Annotated in this window: 19 protein-coding genes; 12 read left to right on the plus strand and 7 right to left on the minus strand. The window is 39.4% G+C overall.

Annotated elements, in window-relative coordinates; genetic code table 11:
- Positions 1-290 precede the first annotated feature (290 nt).
- On the plus strand, positions 291-728 hold the full coding sequence (locus tag FJ366_03255) for a deoxycytidylate deaminase (protein MBM3894584.1): 438 nt from the start codon (positions 291-293) through the stop codon (positions 726-728).
- 12 nt (positions 729-740) lie between these two features.
- Complete coding sequence (gene zwf / locus FJ366_03260) at positions 741-2,153, plus strand: glucose-6-phosphate dehydrogenase (GenBank protein ID MBM3894585.1); 1,413 nt, start codon at positions 741-743, stop codon at positions 2,151-2,153.
- Positions 2,154-2,185: 32 nt separating this feature from the next.
- Here the strand turns inward: zwf and FJ366_03265 are convergent, their stop codons facing one another.
- Entirely contained in the window at positions 2,186-2,686 is a 501-nt protein-coding gene (locus FJ366_03265) for a hypothetical protein (GenBank protein ID MBM3894586.1), read from the minus strand.
- A 549-nt stretch (positions 2,687-3,235) separates the two neighbouring features.
- Here FJ366_03265 and FJ366_03270 point away from each other — a divergent pair.
- The 3 genes from FJ366_03270 to FJ366_03280 all read left to right on the plus strand — a co-directional run bounded on the left by FJ366_03270 (position 3,236) and on the right by FJ366_03280 (position 5,919).
- The gene (locus FJ366_03270; GenBank protein MBM3894587.1) at positions 3,236-4,189 is read left to right on the plus strand and encodes a hypothetical protein; all 954 of its coding nucleotides are present in this window, start codon (positions 3,236-3,238) and stop codon (positions 4,187-4,189) included.
- A 111-nt stretch (positions 4,190-4,300) separates the two neighbouring features.
- A complete protein-coding gene (locus tag FJ366_03275) occupies positions 4,301-5,173 on the plus strand; it encodes a hypothetical protein (protein MBM3894588.1) in 873 nt (290 codons plus the stop codon).
- Positions 5,170-5,919 (plus strand): ATP-binding cassette domain-containing protein, encoded by a 750-nt coding sequence (locus FJ366_03280; protein ID MBM3894589.1) that lies wholly within the window; start codon positions 5,170-5,172, stop codon positions 5,917-5,919. Before FJ366_03275 ends, FJ366_03280 begins: the two co-directional genes overlap by 4 nt.
- Positions 5,920-6,189: 270 nt before the next feature.
- Here FJ366_03280 and FJ366_03285 read toward each other — a convergent pair whose 3' ends face one another.
- From FJ366_03285 to FJ366_03300, 4 genes are all read right to left on the minus strand, one after another.
- A complete protein-coding gene (locus FJ366_03285) occupies positions 6,190-6,984 on the minus strand; it encodes a hypothetical protein (protein ID MBM3894590.1) in 795 nt (264 codons plus the stop codon).
- Positions 6,985-7,046: 62 nt separating this feature from the next.
- Positions 7,047-7,484 carry an NUDIX domain-containing protein gene (locus FJ366_03290; GenBank protein MBM3894591.1) on the minus strand — a complete coding sequence of 146 codons (438 nt, stop codon included), beginning with the start codon at positions 7,482-7,484 and terminating at the stop codon, positions 7,047-7,049.
- A 58-nt stretch (positions 7,485-7,542) separates the two neighbouring features.
- The gene (locus FJ366_03295) at positions 7,543-8,331 is read right to left on the minus strand and encodes a hypothetical protein (protein ID MBM3894592.1); all 789 of its coding nucleotides are present in this window, start codon (positions 8,329-8,331) and stop codon (positions 7,543-7,545) included.
- A gap of 9 nt (positions 8,332-8,340) precedes the next feature.
- Complete coding sequence (locus tag FJ366_03300; protein ID MBM3894593.1) at positions 8,341-9,087, minus strand: ABC transporter ATP-binding protein; 747 nt, start codon at positions 9,085-9,087, stop codon at positions 8,341-8,343.
- Between the two features lie 300 nt (positions 9,088-9,387).
- On the opposite strand from FJ366_03300, the gene FJ366_03305 reads away from it, so the two are divergent.
- From FJ366_03305 to FJ366_03320, 4 genes are all read left to right on the plus strand, one after another.
- Positions 9,388-10,236, plus strand: a complete 849-nt coding sequence (locus FJ366_03305; GenBank protein ID MBM3894594.1) for a hypothetical protein — start codon at positions 9,388-9,390, stop codon at positions 10,234-10,236.
- Positions 10,237-10,356: 120 nt separating this feature from the next.
- The gene (gene gatB, locus FJ366_03310; protein ID MBM3894595.1) at positions 10,357-11,829 is read left to right on the plus strand and encodes an Asp-tRNA(Asn)/Glu-tRNA(Gln) amidotransferase subunit GatB; all 1,473 of its coding nucleotides are present in this window, start codon (positions 10,357-10,359) and stop codon (positions 11,827-11,829) included.
- Entirely contained in the window at positions 11,826-12,284 is a 459-nt protein-coding gene (locus tag FJ366_03315; protein ID MBM3894596.1) for a hypothetical protein, read from the plus strand. The genes gatB and FJ366_03315 overlap by 4 nt, the downstream gene beginning before the upstream one ends.
- A gap of 19 nt (positions 12,285-12,303) precedes the next feature.
- Positions 12,304-12,900, plus strand: a complete 597-nt coding sequence (locus tag FJ366_03320; protein ID MBM3894597.1) for a Holliday junction branch migration protein RuvA — start codon at positions 12,304-12,306, stop codon at positions 12,898-12,900.
- A 15-nt stretch (positions 12,901-12,915) separates the two neighbouring features.
- On the opposite strand, the gene FJ366_03325 is transcribed toward FJ366_03320, so the two are convergent.
- Positions 12,916-14,010, minus strand: coding sequence for a hypothetical protein (locus FJ366_03325; GenBank protein ID MBM3894598.1), 1,095 nt, complete (start codon positions 14,008-14,010; stop codon positions 12,916-12,918).
- 104 nt (positions 14,011-14,114) lie between these two features.
- Positions 14,115-16,244 (minus strand): AAA family ATPase, encoded by a 2,130-nt coding sequence (locus FJ366_03330; protein ID MBM3894599.1) that lies wholly within the window; start codon positions 16,242-16,244, stop codon positions 14,115-14,117.
- 237 nt (positions 16,245-16,481) lie between these two features.
- Between FJ366_03330 and FJ366_03335 the strand changes: the two genes are divergently transcribed.
- Genes FJ366_03335 through FJ366_03345 form a run of 3 tightly spaced genes read left to right on the plus strand, consistent with a single transcriptional unit; the run spans position 16,482 to position 19,812 of the window.
- Entirely contained in the window at positions 16,482-17,324 is an 843-nt protein-coding gene (locus tag FJ366_03335; protein MBM3894600.1) for a hypothetical protein, read from the plus strand.
- Positions 17,324-18,298 (plus strand): hypothetical protein, encoded by a 975-nt coding sequence (locus tag FJ366_03340; protein MBM3894601.1) that lies wholly within the window; start codon positions 17,324-17,326, stop codon positions 18,296-18,298. Before FJ366_03335 ends, FJ366_03340 begins: the two co-directional genes overlap by 1 nt.
- The gene (locus FJ366_03345; GenBank protein ID MBM3894602.1) at positions 18,289-19,812 is read left to right on the plus strand and encodes a hypothetical protein; all 1,524 of its coding nucleotides are present in this window, start codon (positions 18,289-18,291) and stop codon (positions 19,810-19,812) included. The genes FJ366_03340 and FJ366_03345 overlap by 10 nt, the downstream gene beginning before the upstream one ends.
- The last annotated feature ends 428 nt before the right edge of the window (positions 19,813-20,240 follow it).

A 20,240-nucleotide genomic window follows, 5' to 3' on the forward strand; every position in this document is an offset into this window, starting at 1 on the left:
GTTTGCGATTCCATTTTTGTAATGTTCACGCGCCCAGGGGTAACGCATTGGAAGAATTTTATTTGGATCTGTTTTTGAATCGTTTAACAACGGCATGTAAAATCTCCTTTGTTTAGTCTTCTTTTCGGGGGTAATCATATCATGATGGTTAAATGGGGCAAACGAAAAAAAACTTTTTTTAAACAATTCTTTGTGGGTCGATTTTTTTAAAAAATTGAATCTTTGTTCTTGCCTTTTTGTGTGCTACTCTGATCTGCGATTCTGGAAAAATCTGAAATGAAGGGATTGGTATGGCACGTATTTCATGGGAGCAATATGCAATGAAAATTGCGCAAGTTGCAGCGTTGCGATCGGAAGATCCATATGTTCAGGTTGGTGCAGTTGCGATGCGTAAAGATCATTCTGTGGCGAGTATCGGGTACAATGGTGCACCGGCAGGTGTTGCGATCGACTGGAGTTCTCGAGATAAGCGGCGGCCATTTGTCGTGCATGCAGAAATTAATGCTTTGCGGTATGTAAAACCCTACGAATGTGATTTACTTGTGGTTACCATGTCGCCGTGTGCGAATTGCTTGACGGTTATTGCAACCTACGGAATCAAAAAAATTTGTTATCAAGAAGAGTATTTTGATTTTATCTCAACATTTGAAATGGCTAATATTTTTGGAATCACTTTGGTTAAGCTCGAGCACGAGCGGGACTCTCGGCAACTTCGATTAAGTATTTAGAAAGCGATTATTATGAATGGATTTAATTGTTCAATTGTGCTGATGGGGGCTACCGGGGATTTGACTAAGCGTAAGCTTATTCCTGCATTATACAAATTGCTTGCCGATGGGCTTTTAGATTCATTTGTGATTATTGGGACTGGGCGAGAGCTGGCAACAGTAGAAACTATTTTTGCCGCTGCAGAAAAATTTGTTGCCAATCGAGTTGATGATATTTGGCAGAGATTAAAAGCACATTTTATCTATGTAAAACTCGATTTTTATACTCCTGCTGATTACAAGATTCTTAAAAATGTTCTTGAGCTAGCAGAAGAAGAAAAAAAACTTTCGGGGAATAGATTATTTTTTTTGGCGACAATGCCAGAGCATTTTGCAACAATTACTGAACAATTAGCGATGCATGAAATTGTGCAAAAAAGAGAACATGGTCAATTATGTGGTGACAAACTATGTTCATGGCAGCGCGTGATTTATGAAAAACCCTTTGGAAAAGATTTGGCATCTGCACAGCAAATAAACCAGAAAATAGCAGAAGTTTTTTGTGAGCAACAGGCTTATCGCATTGACCATTATTTGGGAAAAGAGTTGGTTGCAAATATTGCGGTTATTCGATTTTCAAATGCCATTTTAGAGCCGTTGTGGAATACGGTTTTTATTGAGTCGGTTAATATTACGCTTGCAGAAACCGTGTCGGTAGAATCTCGCGGTGCTTTTTACGATCAGTATGGCGCGCTTAAAGATGTGGTGCAAAATCATATGCTTCAATTGCTGGCACTTGTGGCCATGGAACCGCCCAAAGAACTATCGGGTGAGGCGATTCGAGATGCAAAAGTTTTAGTTCTCAAAAAGACTGCAGTAAGCGATGTTTTTTTGGGGCAGTATCAAGGATACCTGACTGAAAAAGATGTGAATCCGGAATCAAAAACCGAGACATTTGCTGCGGTACGGTTATCGATTGATACCGAAAGATGGCGAGGTGTGCCATTCTTTCTCAAAACAGGAAAGGCTTTGAGTAAAAAAGAAACGCGTATTGATATTGTTTTTCGCAAGAGTACTCACTTGCGGACACAATTTTCGGGCGAAGCAAATGTACTCACTATTACTATCGAGCCAGATGAAGGTTTTTCGTTGAAATTGAATGGTAAGGCGGTTGGGAGTAATGCAACCATGCCCGTGGTGATGAATTTTTACCACAGTGCTTTTTTGGGGCCAAATACGCCGCAGGCTTATGAGGTTTTGATTGCAGATGCATTACGAGGTGATCAATCGGTTTTTGTCAGGTTTGATGAAATTGAAGAGTCTTGGAAAATTATTGATGCGATAGATCGTGAAAGAATTGAATTAAATCACTATGAAAAAGGATCGCAAGGACCGAAAGCATTTGAAGCCTGGATGAATAAGCAATTTACTGATTGGGTAAAATAAAAAAGGGCGCGATTCGCGCCCTTCAAATAAACTTAGATACTATTGCGTCGTGATTGTGAGGTAAATTTTACAAGATTGTATTCTTCACCAAGACGTTCAAGGGCTTCTTTTTTTTGTGTAAAAAAGCGAATATTTTCCATGATGATGAGTTGAATGCGCACGTCGTCAAGTTCAGTTGAATTCATCAAAAGTACTCGGTTTGTAAGCTCTTTAAGAATCGCACATGTTTTTGAAAGAAGTAGAGTTAATCCTTCGATTGCCAATTTTCTTTTTCTATCTTCGGAAATAAACACACCAGAGCTTTCTTCGTGTTTTATTTTGTGCATTATTTTTTGTTCTACTTGTTTGAGAGCTTCATGATATTGTTTCATCTCTTTGGTTATTTGGTCAACCAGAGTTAATTCAGCCTCGCTTGAGGAATCGATCGGATGTACTTTTTCGTTTTTTGGTCGAGAGCTTACGGATCCAGAAAAAAGTGTTGCACTTGCAGTGAAAATAATAAGAACTAAACGTGTTGATTGAAACGAAAACATAAACCCCTTTTGGTGTTAAAAAATATACAGTTGCGTATAGCAAGGGAATCAGTATTGTACAATCAGTCATTTCGTGTGTTTAGTTTAAAAAGAGTTTTTTTTATCGATTTATAGCGTTTTTTGTGTTTTTGAGATTTCACTGTGAAATAAAAAGTGATTTTGCGATGTTTTTTGTAGTTTGATTTGTGAAATGTTTTTTTAGCGTCGAAATTTCTACGAGTGTTGGAATAACATGAGGTGCGTGTTTCGCTTGCATAAGTTGTCCGTTAACTATCTGAGCTTGAAAAAAAAACAGATTTGTATCGTTTTTTTGATTTTTTATAGGATGAGAGTTGAAGTTGTTGAGTATTATTTTTTTGAATATATTATGTAATTATTATCAAAAACTAAACCTATTGAGGTGATGCGGTGAAGACTTTGGTTGTTCACTGTTGTATTTATTCAAAACTACTTATACAAAAAATGTGTGAGTTAGTTTAGGTTGTTATTTGATACAAAATTTTGTATTCAGCATACCCCCGGAGATTATCTCGGGGGTATTTTTATTAGATGGAGTTTTTCGTGAAAAAAGTTTTTATTAGTTTATTTAGTTTATCGCTGTTTTTTGGATTTTTTTTGTTTCTTAAAAATCGCTACTCAGGGGCACAAAAGCCTGTGATTGCAGTGATTAAAATTGCATCACACCCAGCCATTGATGCAGCGTGTGATGGATTTTGTGATGCGGTTGTTGCAGCAACAAAAGATACATACTCATTTGTTGTCAAAAATGCTGATGGATCCGTTATTAATGCTCAGACAATCGCTCAGAGTCTGATTTCTCGTTCAGATGTTGCGGCGTTTGCAGCGTTTGGGACTCCTGCCGCTCAAGCGCTTGTGCAAAAAGAGTCTGATCGCCCGATTTTTTTTACAGCAGTGACCTACCCTGAAAAATCAGGAATTCTTAAAGATAATGTTGCAGGTATTTCTGATCATTTTGATTTGCGGCAGTTGGCTCTTTTTGTGCAGAAATTAATTCCAAAGGCAAAAACTGTTGGTATTTTGTACAATCCTAGTTCGGAGGTAGCGTGTGCAGAGTTGCATGAAATTGAAGATGCTTGCAGAACAAAGGGACTGACGCCTGTTCGTATTGCAGGGGTTACGGAGGCGGATATTTTGGGCGCGCTAAAAAGCAGCCTGAGAAAAATTGATGTATGTATTGCTCCAACAGATAATACAATTGCAAGCGTGATGTCTTCATTAGCTGCTCAGTGCAAAGAGGTTGGAGTTCCGATGGTTGTTGCCGATAAAACATTGGTTGCATCAGGACCCGCCGCTGGACTTGGCATGGATTACTACCAACTTGGGTTTGATCTGGGCGTTGCAGCAACTCGTGTACTTAATGGTGAGTGTGCACCCTCTGAGGTTGGTATTACTCGGGCAACACCTGCGATTGCTCTTAATAAGGTGGTGTTAGATTCTCTTGCTCAAATGGGCTGTGTTTTGAATATAGATTTTGTTGATTAATATTCTATTTTGTACGATACCGGCTTCAATAACCGTTTATTCAAGCCGGTATCGTACAAAATAATCGTCAAACGTTATGAAATTGAATTTGAATAAAAATAAGGTATAAAAATGAATGGCTTGGGATTAGTTGTTTTGGGTGCTTTTGAGCGCGGCATAATTTTTGCGTTACTCGTGCTTGGGGTGTATACAACTTCTCGAATTATGAAGTTTGATGATTTATCTTTAGAGGGAAGTTTTTCCTTTGGAGCAGCTCTTGGAGCGATTGTTCTTGGCTGGGGAGTAAATCCTTTTGCAGCATTAATCTTTGCGCTTTGTGGTGGCATGATTGTTGGGGGGATTACCTCTGCGATTCATTGTGGGCTTGGGCTTTCGATGTTGATTAGTGGGATCGTTGTAACTAGTGGATTATTTTCAGTGGTTCTGATGATGGCTGGTAGCACTATTTCGCTGATTGGCACACAGACCTGCTTTTCGCAGATGACATTCTTGGGCGATGCCAAAAATTTGTCAGTGATTTTGTTGTGTGCATTGATTTTATATGGTTTTTTGTATCACTTGTTGCATCGATCTTCGGTTGGTATAATGCTGCGCGCTACTGGTGCTAATGTGCAACTTGTTTCATCTTTGGGTAGACGTGTGTGGGTGTACAAGGCGTGTGCGTTGATTGTTGCTAACGGACTGACTGCATTTGGCGGGGCCTTGTATGTTCAGTATGTTGGATATTTTTCGATCTGGATGAATGTTGGTATTTTGGTGGTTTCGCTCACAGGGCTTATGATTGCTGAGCTTTTTCCGATACGTTTTGCTCTGATTCATTTGCTGATTGGTTCTGTTGTTTATCAACTACTCCTTTCTTTGGTGTATGAATGTGACATTGATCCACAGTGGTCAAAGTTGTTAACGGCAGTGCTTGTTCTTGCTGTTGCAACTATTAAAATAATAAATTCTAGGGGCGCTCAAGCGGATGAAGGTTCACGATGATTAATATCAAAAATATAGGCCTTTCGTATGGCCCTAAAGAAATTTTTAAAAATCTTACTTGCTCGGTTGATGCAGGTGATTTTGTTGTCATCATTGGTCCAAATGGGGTTGGAAAAACAACTATTTTTGACTTGATTTCAGGCACTGTCTTGCCGAATAGCGGACAAATTTTTTGTCATGGAAAAGATGTCACTGCAATCGATTATGCGGGGCGAAGTGATATCGTTTTTAGAATTTTTCAGAATCCTTCGCAGAATATTGTTGGTGAGATGACGGTTCGTGAGAATCTTGCTCTTGCAATGTTGCGATGCAATTCGGTTTCGCTTGCGCACTGGACATCGGTTCTTGATGGTGTTGATGAGCGTGCGCTCTTTGCACCGATGGGTGAAAATATTGATATTTTATTACAAACACCGATGAATAGACTTTCTGGTGGTCAACGACAGACAATTGCATTTTTATTGAGCACGTTGTTTCAGCCGCAAATTTTACTTTTGGATGAACCAACAGCAGCGCTTGATCCAGAGTCAGCAACTCGGCTACTAATGCTGGTGAAGGAAAAACATCTGGCTCTTAAGCAAACTATTTTGTTTATTACTCATGATTTGGATATTGCTCGCTATCTGGGAAATAAGTTGTGGGTGATAAAAGATGGTAAAATAGCAAAAACTTTTGAAGGGGATGAAAAGCGCACCGCTGATTTGACTCCATATTTAAGATCAATCGAATACGAAAAACTTTTGTAAAAAAGACGTTTTTTTAGGTTTTTAGTTCTTGAGCAAAGGCTTTATGGTGAAATAAAAAGGGCGCTGCAAAAATATCGCAGCGCCCCAAAGTGTTTGATTTGGTTAACGTTTTTTTAGAACCAGGATTCAAGCGTGTTATTTTGATATTGATTTTTTATAACAGTTTTTATGATATTTCGAACTATAGTTTTTGTAATTAACGCGATAAAAAGGCGAAATTTTATCAAAAAATCGTTTTTTGTGGCCGCAAATTGTTTCTTTGTGTAATGTTTAGACGCTATCAAGCTTTTTTGCCATTCTTTTTATCCCGAAGTAGCTAAAAAGCGTAGAAAAGACGATGAGTGCCACAACGCAGAGCCAAAATGACAAAAATTTTTCTGGGCCAAGGATGGTCGAGCGGATGCCTTCCATCGCGTAGGTCATCGGGTTTAGCAGGGCAAGCTTTCCCAGAAAAGATATTTTAGCGTTGAGCGTTGACCAGGGGAATTGAAACCCTCCAAGCATCCACATGGGCGAAAGAATGCGATTCCAGATTGAGCCGAGTTCTTCGGCGCTGTTTGTAACGCTTGCGATAAGAAGCCCAAGGGTTGCGCAGCAAAATGCGGTCAGAAAAAGAATGAGAATATATTTTAAAATACAAACGGTTGCTGGATTAAATTCGTCCCAGACAAAAATGAGCCCAAAAGGAAGAGCGGGAAGGCTGAGCAATAAATTGCGGATGCACGATGAAAGCGCAATTCTGAAGATCGCCAACCATGAAGGAATTGGCAGTGTAATGTCATACGAGATTGATTTGTTGCTTAAAAAATCGATTATCACCGTAGTGGTTCGTCCATAAATCTGAAATAAACAGCGCGTTGCAGGTACCCCAGTTGCAACAAAAATACCAAATCCGGGCGCAATCCCAAAACTGCCAAGGAGTTTTCCCGAAACAAAGAGCGTAGTTGCAATCCAAAAAAAGCTATCAAGCAGATCTTTGAGGTATCGAGATGACGAGTAGCCAACAAGGTCGGCTAAAATGAGTTGCCATAAAACAGAGGAATAAGATTTTATTTTTTTTAACATGTATCAATCAAATGACGTTAATTTTTTTAATAATATTAGCGTATGAATGTTTAATTTTATAGTTACCAGCCAAAGTCGCTAAATGTTTTATTTTCTTTTATCAAATCAAGAACTTTTTTGTGGTTGGGAAGTAAGTCTGTGGGCAATTCATTCATGTCAAACCAGAAAACGCCATCGCATTTTTCGGGTTCAGTGTTTTGCGGTTCTCCAGAAAACGTTTTTGTTAAAAAATAAAAATTTATATATTCCTGGTTGTCTGGTGTTTTGACGTGAGTGGTATGTACGCATTGTAAGTCTTTTGGTTGTACTGTAATCCTAAGTTCTTCGAGAGCCTCACGAGCAGCGGCATCTGGAATACGTTCATTTCCATCGATTCCGCCTCCAGGGAGTGCATAAAAGCCAGGTAACAGTCGTGCGTTTTTTGATCTTTTGAGCAGGCAGATTTTATTGTCTCTGATAAGAAGAATTGCACTGAAAATTGGCATTAAAAATTTTGACATACCGTATTTATTCCTTTTTTAAAGGGTCTGGCTAATATAACCAGACCCAGAGTGTTTTTTAAACGCAATCAAGTCGTTTCATTATATTTTGTACAGCGAGCCAGCCACAAAGGATTGTAAAACTAGCAAGTGCTGTTGCGCATACCCACAACGGTAAGCTTCCCGGTTGGCCGAGGATGGCGGCTCTCATTCCTTCCATGGTGTACAAAAATGGATTCAGAAGGGCAAGGTACGAAAAAAATGGTGATTTCAAATAAAGGCTTAACCAGGTGAATTGAAATCCACCAAGAGTCCATAGTGGAAAAATTACTCGCATCCACATGCTTCCAACTTTGCTCATGTTTTTGACAAAGCTTGCAAGAAACATTCCAAAAAAACCAAAAAACAATGAATTTAAGATTAGTAAAACGATAAACCATGTGGGGTTGAAGTTTGCAATGTTAAATTCATTCCAGACAAACAGCAGACCAAATGGCAGGCTGAGTGACCCTACAAGTAGATTTCGCAATCCATCAGAAAGTCCAATTCGTGTCAACGACATCCAGGTTGGAATTGGAAGTGTTGTGTCGTAAGAAATAACCTTGTTTCCTTCTAGGTCGCTTAGAAGGGTCATGACGCGTGGAAAAATTTCAAACATTCCACTCACCGCAACACCTGTTGCGGCGGTAAAAAGACCAAAATTTGCAGAAATTCCAACGCCTTGAACAAAGTGACTCATAACTACAGTTGTTAGGGATGCATAGATGAAAAAATCAACTATTTTGTCTTTAAATAAATGTTTAAATGTTAAAAAATCTGCATACAGCAGGTGCCCGAGTGTGGGCAGATATGATAAAAAGGTTGTCATAAAAATCCTTTAATCGTTTTTTTCGTTGATAAGTTTAATAAACACGTCTTCGAGTCGCGCCTTGCCGTGTTCGGATTTGAGGTTTGCAGGTGTGTCGATGAGACGAATTACCCCCTCATCTAAAATACAAACTCGATCAGAAAGTGCTTCTGCTTCATCAAGGTAGTGAGTGGTGAGCACAATGGTGACGCCTTGCGAGCGAAGTTCTTTGAGCAAGTCCCAAACTTCGTGTCTGACATGAGGATCGAGCGCAACTGTTGGTTCATCAAACAAAATGAGTTGTGGTTTGTGGATAAGAGCACGAGCAATTAAAAATCGTTGTTTGTACCCACCAGAGAGTTGATCGATGTAATTTTCGGCATAGGTTTCTAGTTCAAACCGTTTCATTAATTGTGCAACACGTGATTCTGTTTCTTCGGCTGAAATGCCGTAAAATCGTCCCGCAAAGAGTAAATTTTGTTTAATCGTAAGTTGTGGGTTTACGTTTGGTTTTTGTGGGCAGAAGCCAATAATCTTGCGATATGCAGGCACGTCATCGTAGATTGACGCGCTGTTTAGGGTTATTGTTCCAGATGTTGGCGGATTGAGTGTTGCAATGATTGACGCAAGGGTTGTTTTTCCTGCTCCATTCACACCAAGAAGTCCAAGGATCTCGCCTTTTTGAATATCAAGGTCAACGCCTTTAAGCGCTGTGCGTGCAGTTGTTCCAACTCCGTAGACTTTGGTAATTCCGCGAAGGGATAAAAGAATACTCATATAAATAATTCCAGTATGAAGTGCTAAAAAATAATAGATAAAAAAGAGGGTAAGCCGAATAAGGATTTGAAGATTAAAGTTTTAAATTTATAAATAAATTATTGCGGCTATTTGTTTGAACATATGGCTGTTCTGACTTTCATGACACGGCCCCTTTTTTTGTGAATTGTTTCTTGTTGAAACACAAAATAAGCATAGCAGTAATTTTTTTTATTTTGCAAATGGTTATGTGTTTATATTAAGAAATTTTTTTTTTGAGTGATATCTTTTTTTCAAATTTACATTTGAGGGGGTTTTTGTATGAATGTTAAAAAAATAGTTTTACTAGTGTTTTTGGTTGTAAGTGGATCGAGTTTTTCGATGGTAACTCCTCGTGTGTTGTCAGATGCGGGAGGTTCTTCTGCGCCAAGTACTCCTCCTCGACATGTTCCGGCAGTTGCACCAAATTCCCGGCAGTCAACGCCAGTGCGAAATAGTGTTTCTGGTGATACAGGGGGCTTAAAATCTGTTCCGCCATCCCCGGAGCGAGATGGATGGGATGATGAAAATGTTGTTTTGGATATTGATCATTTAGGAATTCAGCTTGATCAATTAATGCATGACCAAGAAGTTCAGCTTGACGTTTTAATGCGACGCAATGATGCCCTTATGGCTGCAGCTCAGCAAGTTTATCCCCGATATTTTTCTCCGTCACTGTGGACTCGATGTAAGAACGCAATAGTTAATTTGGGGAGCAAGAGAAGCGCGCCTACAAATTATTTTATGGCGTACATGGTTACTGAAATTTTATGTGAATTTAAAAAAACGTTCCATTATAGGTCTGAAGGCGATGTTTGTAAGACAAATGGAGAGTTGTTTGATTCTGCAGAGGTTACTCGCTGTGCGCAACGAATTGTCTCAGGTCTAAGTGTGGCCTTTTTAAAAGGTTTTTTTGCTACTGTTGCGGCTAAAAAAGGAGTGAAAACATTATTAGCGGTTCATTTATTGATGCAGTCGGGAGAGGCTTTGATTGATTATTTAGGCCTTAGTCAACATTTTGACCATGATTTAAAGTGTTATAAGTTGCGCTTGCTTATTCCGGGAATGCTGATTTTATTAAAAGAAATGATACTGATGTCCAGGCAGGAAGTAGCATATTTATTGGGCTAGTGGGTAGGCAGTTTTAATGTCTGGAAAAAAATCGATAGGTTGTTAGGATCTGTCGATTTTTTTGTTTTTTGATACACTTTGAGTGTTATTAATATTTTTAAAAAGTGTTTTTCTTGTTTTATGACAACTACATCTCTTTCTTCTGTTCTTGAGCGACATCCTGATTATGAGGCAACAATTGGAGTTGAAGTTCACGTTCAGCTGTTGACTCAATCGAAAATTTTTTGTTCTTGTTCTATTGCGTTTGGTGCTCAGCCAAACACTCACATTTGTGTTGTTTGTACAGGACAACCCGGGGCATTACCTGTTTTGAACAAAAAAGCCCTTGAATATGCGATTATGATGGGTATTGCCACAGAATCGCGTATCAATACTATTTCTGAATTTGCTCGTAAGCATTATTTTTATCCCGATTTGCCAAAAAAATATCAAGTTACTCAGGGCGATCGTCCAATCTGTGAAAATGGTAAATATGTAATCATTCGTGCAGATGGTTCAGAAAAGGTGATTAGAATTAATCGAATTCACATGGAAGAAGATGCTGGTAAAAATATTCATGGCGCTGCTGGTGAAAGTTTTGTTGACTGTAATCGAGCAGGAACACCTTTGATTGAAATTGTTTCAGAGCCAGATTTGCAAGATTCGCATGACGTGCGTGAATACCTTACCGGATTGCATTCAATTGTTCGGTATCTTGGTATTTGCGATGGTAACATGGAAGAAGGTTCATTTCGTGCAGATGTTAACGTTTCGGTTAAGAAAAAGGGTGCGTCTAAGCTTGGAACACGGGTTGAATTAAAAAATATTAATTCATTTAGGTATATTGTTCAGGCTGTTGACTATGAAATTGATCGTCAAATTTCATTGATTCAAGAGGGTGGAGCGGTAAAGCAGGAAACGCGTTTGTGGGATTCGCATGATCAAAAAACAGTGTTTATGAGATCGAAAGAAAGTAGTTATGACTATCGCTATTTTTCAGATCCTGATTTGCCACTTGTTGTTGTTGATGATGAATGGGTTAAACGAGTAAAAACACAGGTTCCAGAGCTTGCAAAACAAAAAATTGTTCGATTCGGCAATCAGTATGGTCTTTCGGTATATGAGGCGACTATTTTGACTGGCGAAAAGCAGCAGGCTGATTTTTATGAGGCTGTTGTGCAACGGTGCAGACAACCAAAAATGGCCTGTAATTGGGTTCTGCGTGATTTGCTTGGATATTTAAAAGAAAGCAAACAAGATTTGACTTCATGTTTGATTGAACCCGAAATGCTTGGTGAGTTGATTCAAGAGTTGGTTCAAGGTGTTATTAATGCACCAACAGCACAAGAAGTTTTTGCAGAGATGGCAGCTACAGGAAAATATCCGTCAATAATTATTCAAGAAAAAGGCTTGCAACAAATCGGCGATGAGTCTGAAATTTTAGCAATAATCGAAGAGGTTCTAGCAAAAGAGCCAGATGTTGTTGCATCTTATCGCGGTGGAAATCAAAAATTGTTTGGATATTTTGTTGGACAAGTTATGAAAAAAACATCAGGTCGTGCAAGTCCACAAGTTGTTCAGCCGTTGCTCAAAAAGGCTCTTGAAACTGTATGATCGTTATTGAATCTTCTATCGCAACAAAGGCTAAACCGTCGGTTATTTGGAATCGTTTGATTGATGTTGTGTCATGGAAAGAATGGGTTGTAAGACTCGTTTCGTCAAAATTGACTGGCGGGTTTAAAGTTGGTAGCTCGGGGCAATTGAATATGGGAGTTGACCGAGTTGCTCATTTTGTAATTAAGCGAGTTGAGCCCGATAGAATGTTTGTTTTATCATCCCAGTCGTGGGGAAACGAAGTTGTATTTAGTTACATTATTTCGTTTGTTGGCGGGATGCAGCGCATGACGATTCGGGTTGAGGTTGTCGGATGGACAAGTTGGATCTTTGGATTGTGGTTTAGATTTATTCTAAAAAAAGAATTACCTGCAAGTTTAACTCGCTTGGCATTTCTGGTCGAAGAAGATCAAGATCGAGTTGAGCGAGAATTACATTCAGCGCATTTTAAATAAATTGGCGTAGGATTTTGTGATGATTGAAAAAATTTCTGGAAAAGTTGTTGGCTCTTCCGGCCGGGTGGTACATATTGAGGTTTCTGGAATTGCATTTGGTGTGCAATGTGCACGTCCTGAAATTCATGCTCAAGGTAGTTTTGTTTCATTGCAAACAACGCTCATTTGGAATCAAGAAAAAGGCCCATTGTTGTATGGATTTGCCGATGACTTGGAAAAGCAATTGTTTTCGATGTTGATTTCTTGTCCTAAAATTGGACCCAGTATTGCATTGCAAGCGCTTTCTCAGATGACTCCGTATGAATGTATTTCTGCCATCGGTCGTGGAGATGCAAAAGCACTGAGTTCGCTTCATGGAATTGGCGCAAAGAAAGCAGCCCAGATCATCACAGATTTACAAGAGCAGTGTGCTGCATTACGTGTGGTATCAAGTGCAACTGGAGATACCGGCGCTGCTGGTCATAATGTTCGCATTGAAGTTGCTCAGGCGTTAGAGTCTCTTGGGTATACTCGTCCTGAGATTAACCAAGCTTTTTCTTCGCTTGGTCAAGATGATAGCCTATCGTTTGATCAATTATTACGCTCTTGTTTGAAAAATCTTTCTTTGAACAAATAATTCATAGATATCTAATTATTGAGGATCTTGAAACGTTATGTCTTTAAGGTTTTCGCACAACTCTCTTAGGTGTTCAGGGGCGTATCGCAAAGCTTCCGCTTGAGTGAGGCGATGTTTATTCATAGCTCTTTGTGTAAGATAATTAATGAGTGGTTGTTTTAGTTTTGTTAAACGCTCGTCCCGTGGTTGATCAAAAAAGCCGGGGCAAAAGTCTGAGTAACATAATTTGAGAGAGCGTTGTATTAATGCAGGGTCTGTGTGGTTTAAGCTGTAACGAAAATCTTGATTGTTAAAATAGGCTACAGCGAGCACGTCGAATAAAGATCCGCAGTGTTGATCGTTCATGTCCCGGTAGCGGGATTCTCTTAATCCTCTGGGGCATAGTCTTAAAAAAGCAACGGGATTTTGTATAGCGATTAAGAATGGAAGAATGCAACGAGCAAATTGATGTAAGAAAAATTGTTCAGTAGTCATGGCATTTTTGCGATCAAAAAGTATTTTTAGATTTCTGTAATTATTATGAACTCCGTTTTGCAAAATGATGTATCCGATTGCGGCAATTAGTTTTCCTATCTTTGAGAGGCGTATAGTTCCGGGTGCAAATGGATTCATTTCTGAGTATAGCAGGTTTGTCATAACGTATGTTCCGAGTGCGTACATTATGATGTTGCTAGCTCGCTTACAAAAACGAAAAAGTTTTCCTGCAAAAATAAAACCATTATTAATTATGCTGTTTATTACTATGCACGGCTTGTATGAACAGTATGGAAAATTCACGGGAGTGTATGGTGGTTTATCGGCATGTTCTTTGTCATTTTTAAGATGACTTAAATCGTCCAGGATTGGGAGTAAGAAAGAGGCAATCAAAAAACGAGTTAAATGGTACTGAGGTGGTCGTGGATCGCGAAATGTTTCAACAAAGGTGTTTGGCGCTTGAACAACACTAAATAAAACTATTTTTTTACAAAGTGCATATGTCGGAGTGGGAAGTGTTTTAAATGCTAATTTGTTTCCATAAAAAAATGCATTCCGAGCCGCAAAAGATGCTATAACGCAAGGGGTTTTCAGCAGAAGTAAGACAAGTTCGAAAATAAATGATGGAACGCTCATGCCAAGAACACCCGAAAAAATATTTTTGTTAAGTATTTTTCGGAATTATTAAAAAGGCAATTTTTTTAGCAGCGATAATTTACAGGTTATCGCTGCTGATTTTTTTACTCGATTGGTTTTATAACAACCAGATCACCGTTTTTTGTACATGAAAAAGAATGCTTCTCTGGATTGCTGAGTAGTTCTTTTGAAAGTGGTTGAACGATATATTCTTGAATTGCACGTTTGAGTGGACGAGCTCCAAATTCAGGAATATATCCAAGATCACAAATCATTGTTTTTGCTTCAGGAGAAACAGAAAGGGTGATTTGTTTTTCTGCAAGTCGCTCCAGGAGTGATTTTAGTTGTGTATCAAAAATACGTTCGATATTTGTATTTGAAAGTGCTGTGAAGTAAACAATTTCATCGATTCGGTTGAGCAGTTCTGGGCGGAAGTGGGCATGCAGTAACGCATCTAATTGTTGTCGTAATTCTACGTTGATTCCTCCGTGAGCGGATAAAATTTTGTCTGAACCAATGTTACTGGTCATGATGATTATGCAGTTTTTAAAAGAAACAGTTCGTCCTTGTGAGTCGGTAAGTCTTCCTTCATCAAAAATTTGTAGAAAGATATTAAAAACATCAGGATGAGCTTTTTCGATTTCATCAAACAAAATAATACTGTAGGGATTTTTGCGAACAGCTTCTGTTAGCTGACCTCCCTGTTCGTAACCGATATATCCCGGTGGAGCTCCAATTAATCGAGCAACGGCATGTTTTTCCATGAATTCGGACATATCGATTCGAATTAATTTGTGTTCATCGTTGAAAAGATAGTCTGCCAGGGTTCGTGCAACTTCCGTTTTTCCAACGCCAGTAGGTCCGAGGAACAAAAAAGTTCCAACAGGTTTTTTGGGGTCGGCAAGTCCTGAGCGATGAATGCGAATGGTGTTACAGACTTTTGATATTGCATCATCTTGGCCAATCACACGATCGTGTAAGACGGTTTCCATGTTGAGTAATTTTTGACCTTCGCTTTCTGTTAATTTCTGGACTGGAATTTTTGTCCATCGAGAAACGACGGTTGCAATATCTTGAGCATCAACAGCGTCTTTTGCAAATCGTCCCGTCATTGTGGAGAGTTCTGCTTCTGTTTGTTCTAGTTGCTTGGAAAGTTCTGTTAATTCGCCATATTTAATACGAGATGCTTTGTTGTAATCACCTTCACGTTCAGCTTGCGCATATGCGGTTTTTGCTTTGTCGATCTGCTCTTTGAGTTTGTGCATTTTTTCTATCGGAGCGCGTTCTTTTTTCCACTGAGAAGTGAGTTCTTCGTGTTTTTGTTTTATCAAAAGCAATTCTTTTTCGGTGTTTTCTTTTTGTTTTATTGATGTTGCATCTTTTTCTTTAGAAAGGGCCACCATTTCGATTTCGTGTTGACGAATTTTTCGTTCAAGAAAATCAATTTCTTCTGGCTTGGATTCAAGTGACATTTTGACTAATGATGCGGCTTCATCGATTAGATCGATAGCTTTGTCTGGCAAAAAGCGATCAGGAATCATGCGTGCAGAAAGTTGTACAGCTTGAACAAGCGCATTGTCTTTGATTTTTATTCCATGATGTAGTTCATATTTTTCTTTAAGTCCGCGCAAGATCGAAAGAGCATCTTCGGGAGATGGTTCTTCAACGCTTACTTTCTGAAAGCGTCGTTCAAGGGCTGCATCTTGTTCAATAAATTTTTTGTATTCAGCGGTTGTGGTAGCTCCAATGCAGTGAAGTTCTCCCCTTGCAAGCGCAGGTTTGAGTAAATTGGATGCATCCATTCCTCCGCCAGAAGATCCTGCACCCACAAGCATGTGCAGTTCATCGATAAAAAGTATTTTTCCATCGCCATCGCTCGCTACTTCTTTGAGTAATCCTTTGAGTCTTTCTTCAAACTCTCCTTGATATTTTGCGCCGGCGATTAAAAGGCCAAGGTCGAGAGAGAAAACTTCTTTATTTTTAAGGCTTTCTGGAACATCGTTGCTGATTATTCGTTGTGCAATACCTTCAACGATCGCTGTTTTTCCTACTCCTGGGTCTCCAACAAGGACGGGATTGTTTTTTGTTCTTCGTGACAAAATCTGCAGAACTCTGCGGATTTCTTCTTCTCTGCCGATTACTGGATCGAGTTTATTTTCTCGCGCTCGAGATGTTAGGTTTATACAGAATTTAGAAAGTGCTGTTTGTTGGGAATCTTGTTTATTTGCGGTCATTATCGCCTCACTGGTTTAGTTTGAGATTTGTAGATAATCTACATTAGTGTTATAAGATTTTTGTCTTTTGTAAAGAGGCATGAAGATTGTAGATCTTGCGAATAAGATGGGTTTGCGATTTTGTTTTAGGGGCAAAAAAGATTGTTATTAAACGATTATCTTGAGTACCTCTTGCATTATTTGTATCTATTTAGTCAGTCTTTATGTGCGATTTAAAAGAGTTATAAAGGATTTGTCATGCAAGGTAAAATTTATTGTGTCCTGCTGATTTGTTTTGGCCTTTCTTCGGCGGCATATCGTTCTGCTCGTATTGATGCAGATGATTTTGCTGATGGGACCGTCGCTGCAGAATTACGGGTGATAGAAGATGCGTTGCTTGCACGGCAACAGAATTTTGCGCTCAAGTCTGTGCGAAATCTTATTAAAAAGGTTGGAAATACGCGTCTTCCATCATCTTCTGGATCTGCAGATGCTGAATCCGACCCAGAGGAAAGCGAACCGCTTCCTCCTGCAAGAACGGGGGGTTCTACTTCCTCACCGACGCCTCCACCAGCAGCTCCATCGTCAACGCCTCCTCCTCCTCCTAATCGCGCAATTGAACCAGAACGCGTAGAATCGGTTTCGCCGACGCAGTTTTCAAGAACAAGATTTGCGGAGCTCAAAGAGCAGGTTGATGCCTTGGCGCGACCATTCAAAACAATTGATGATTTGTGGGATGACGATGACGTGGCAAAACAAAAAGAATGTGTTCGTGTGTATAAAGCACAATTGGATGCGGTTGTTCTTTGGATCACTCGGCATGCAGGTTTTTTTGTTCTTCCGGAATGGAAAGGCTTGGTTGCCTACGCTTATGAAAAATTGGTTTCGTATAGTTTTACCGGGGGAATGACCAATCCAATAAAGATTTCTCGGTTTGGCGAGGGTATTTCAGGAAAGCTTTACTATTCGGTGTATGACCAGGTTGTTGGTGCACTTACGGCAATTATGCTGAAATTTAGTCCATTGTACGAAGATGAAATTAAAGATGTGATAAAAAGGGTAGAAGTTGCACGTGAAGCTTCCTGGGGAGGCAAGCAGTAGTGATTTTTTTTATCGATTTAATCATACGGATTAGTTTTTTTTTGAGTTTGAGTGCTTTTTTTGGAATCGTTGGTGCTTATGCTGAGTATGAAGCTGTTTCTTTGACAGATGATGAATCTGTTGATGATTTTTCGATAGAAGAACGGCAACGCCTTTTTTATGAGGCGATGGGGACGCCACCAAAAAAAGCAGATCCGAGGTTTGTTATTTTTTTGGATGATATAAAAGGGCGATTAGTTTTGAGCGAAATGCATGATATTGCGGTTGCTGATTTATTACTTGCGGTACGAGATGAATCTATGTGGGCGGGTAACCGTATTTTGCAGAGCAAATTAATTAGTTTGTTGAATCGAGCAGAATCGTATGTTCGAAAAAATGGGACAGTTTTGCAAATAAAAAATGTTGATGATCTTGTTCATGAAGCATTTGCGATTTGGCCGGCTGGTCCAGATAAAAAAAACATTGCTCATATGATTGAATCTTTTACTCAGCGGCAAAATGAAAAAATTGAAAAAGAATTAGAGCGCGAACGTGATGCAAAAGAAAGAGAAGAAGAAAAGGTTCATAAACAATTTCTTGCAGAAGAAGAAAGACGACAGAAAGAAGCTGATCGTAAAGAGCGAGAAGAAGAACGCGAGCTTGATAAAAAACAAAAAAAGGCTCGACGTGGAGCATCTCGAGCTCGAAAGACGAAGAGCGATGAAGAAAAAGAAACAAAAACGGTAAAAAGCAGCCCTGTGGATAGGGTTGCTGCACCTCGAGCTCGTAAAAAAGTAAGTTCAGAGGTTGTTGGTGCACAGGAAATTATATCTCCTACAGAATTATTAATAGATCCGGTACCAGAATACTTGCCAGAAATCGGTATTGAGATAGAGCGGCAAATTTCAACAACGCAAGAACAGCAAGAACCTGTTGAGTTGGATGTTGTTGCGTTGGGCTTGAACGCGCAAAGTGGAGAAAAATCATGCGTTTAAAAATTGTAGTATTTGCCTTAACGTTCATCGGGTTTATTTTTCCGGCGCATGAGTATCGAGAAAAAACATATGTGAATTCATTTGATGTGTATGATGCAACTTCTGCAAAGTGGTCAAACTTTATGCAGCAGCTCGATTTGGTATCAAAAAAATTAGTTGGTGGTCGTATTCAGGCAAGTACGATTTATTTTTCACAAAGAGCTGATAAAAACTTTTCGAATTATTTTGGCATGTATAATCCAGCGCGAAATCATGTTGAGAATTTTGTTGGGATAGATCAAGCCGACACGGGTGAGCTGCTTGCGAGTATGGATGTTATTCATGACGTTTCTCGTGCAAGTTCAACGTTTCTTGGATATGGCCTGCGTGATCGCGTTTCTTTCTCTCCCGAAAAACAAGTGTATGCACATGTTTTTGATTATGTGCATGGTTTTGATTCAGTCAAAGAAGGCATCGCATTACATGTACGTTTTCCAATCATGAAAGTAAAGACCTGGTTAAATCCACGATCGATTATTTCTGATGCGCGAGGCATGGGTTTACCCGGTGGTGGAAAGTATGTAACGTTGCTCGACTATTTGTCTGGAGCTGTTGTAAATACGCAAGCTTCTAACAAGCAAGCTGCGCTTGGCTTTCTTAAAATTTCTTCCGCTGCGCAAGAGGTTCAGGGTATCTGTGGATTTGAAGCAGGTCTGAGGGTGCGCTTTTGGACAGATGGAGCAAGTCATTTTGATCTTGGAGTTCGCGGCATAATTCCACAGGGTTCTTCTGGAACAGGTGAGTTTTTATATGAGCCTGTTTTGTCTTCAGGAAAGAGTCATGGGGTTGGATTTGAACTCATGGCTGATATTGTTGCGTTCGAGTCCGATGATATGTGTATGGAAGTTGTTGTAAACTCAGATTTTAAATATATGCTTCCAAGCGCTCAGATTCGAGTGCCTCTTTTTAAAAATGCACAAGGTGAGGTTTTGGCGTTTGGACCATATCAGTTGGGTGCTGCGATTGGGAGTCCAGGGCTATTTCCGCTGGCCAATGTTTTGGCGCGAGAATTTAAGGTTCATCCAGGCCAATCTTTGCAGGCGTCACTTGCTTGCATTTTTTCACGCCAAGGTCTTTCGTTGGAGTGTGGATCGTCTGTTCGTGCGCGATCAGCTGAAAAAATTGAAATTATGAGCTGGGAAGATAATAAATATGGTGTGGCGAAATGGAATTATAATGCATCGGTAGAAGCATCAACGACTAACTTGTGGTCAACCATTGGACTTGACGATTCGGGTGTTGCGGTTAATGCGCCTGCTGATAAGCGAACAATAAATAGAGAGAATCTTGATTTAGAGTCGATAAAAACACCGGGAATGATGCAAGGTGGTTTTTATATGTTTATTGGGTACGCTCATCAGAAGCGTCAATATCCATTCACGTTTGGTATTGGCATGATGTATGAATTTCCTATTGGATCGAATGCGGCAGCAAAAGCTATAAGTTGTTGGGGGAAGGTTGGAATCAATTTTTAACGCGTTATTTGGAGCCTTGCTATGGATATCTATGAATCAGTTCGTTTGGTGGCAAATCGATTAATTTCAGTTGGTTTTGATACTCAGTTATTTTTATCATTGTTTTTGATCTATTTTTTTTGGTTGTTTTTTACAACAACCTATTCAATTTCGCGTATGATGCGCTCTTTTTTTGCTGGTTTTTTTGCAGCAGTTGTTATTTTTGCCGCCACTCCCTTTTTGGCGGTTTATGAAACGACTTCTTTTTGGCCCAAATTGCTAAGTTGTCTAGTTGTTTTTTTTTTTCGTTAGGATTTGCTGGCTTTTTGACAGGATTGTTTTCTTGGAAGCGCGGTGAAGCTTTTTTTACGAGAATGGGGCTTTTTCGATTTAAAAAAAATAGTTTGTTTTTTACGACTTTTTTGTATTGTTACAGCGTTTTCTTTCTG

The sequence above is a fragment of the Candidatus Dependentiae bacterium genome (genome assembly GCA_016871815.1).
In the GTDB taxonomy this organism is placed as follows: Bacteria; Babelota; Babeliae; order Babelales.

Bases quoted from the DNA above. Each gene is read 5' to 3' on its own strand.
- FJ366_03255 (MBM3894584.1), top strand. From the start codon at position 291: ATGGCACGTATTTCATGGGAGCAATATGCAATGAAAATTGCGCAAGTT.
- FJ366_03280 (MBM3894589.1), top strand. From the start codon at position 5,170: ATGATTAATATCAAAAATATAGGCCTTTCGTATGGCCCTAAAGAAATT.
- FJ366_03275 (MBM3894588.1), top strand. From the start codon at position 4,301: ATGAATGGCTTGGGATTAGTTGTTTTGGGTGCTTTTGAGCGCGGCATA.
- gatB (MBM3894595.1), top strand. From the start codon at position 10,357: ATGACAACTACATCTCTTTCTTCTGTTCTTGAGCGACATCCTGATTAT.
- FJ366_03285 (MBM3894590.1), bottom strand. From the start codon at position 6,984: ATGTTAAAAAAAATAAAATCTTATTCCTCTGTTTTATGGCAACTCATT.
- FJ366_03300 (MBM3894593.1), bottom strand. From the start codon at position 9,087: ATGAGTATTCTTTTATCCCTTCGCGGAATTACCAAAGTCTACGGAGTT.
- FJ366_03315 (MBM3894596.1), top strand. From the start codon at position 11,826: ATGATCGTTATTGAATCTTCTATCGCAACAAAGGCTAAACCGTCGGTT.
- FJ366_03325 (MBM3894598.1), bottom strand. From the start codon at position 14,010: ATGAGCGTTCCATCATTTATTTTCGAACTTGTCTTACTTCTGCTGAAA.
- FJ366_03290 (MBM3894591.1), bottom strand. From the start codon at position 7,484: ATGTCAAAATTTTTAATGCCAATTTTCAGTGCAATTCTTCTTATCAGA.
- FJ366_03295 (MBM3894592.1), bottom strand. From the start codon at position 8,331: ATGACAACCTTTTTATCATATCTGCCCACACTCGGGCACCTGCTGTAT.
- FJ366_03265 (MBM3894586.1), bottom strand. From the start codon at position 2,686: ATGTTTTCGTTTCAATCAACACGTTTAGTTCTTATTATTTTCACTGCA.
- FJ366_03335 (MBM3894600.1), top strand. From the start codon at position 16,482: ATGCAAGGTAAAATTTATTGTGTCCTGCTGATTTGTTTTGGCCTTTCT.
- FJ366_03330 (MBM3894599.1), bottom strand. From the start codon at position 16,244: ATGACCGCAAATAAACAAGATTCCCAACAAACAGCACTTTCTAAATTC.
- FJ366_03320 (MBM3894597.1), top strand. From the start codon at position 12,304: ATGATTGAAAAAATTTCTGGAAAAGTTGTTGGCTCTTCCGGCCGGGTG.
- zwf (MBM3894585.1), top strand. From the start codon at position 741: ATGAATGGATTTAATTGTTCAATTGTGCTGATGGGGGCTACCGGGGAT.
- FJ366_03270 (MBM3894587.1), top strand. From the start codon at position 3,236: ATGGAGTTTTTCGTGAAAAAAGTTTTTATTAGTTTATTTAGTTTATCG.
- FJ366_03345 (MBM3894602.1), top strand. From the start codon at position 18,289: ATGCGTTTAAAAATTGTAGTATTTGCCTTAACGTTCATCGGGTTTATT.
- FJ366_03305 (MBM3894594.1), top strand. From the start codon at position 9,388: ATGAATGTTAAAAAAATAGTTTTACTAGTGTTTTTGGTTGTAAGTGGA.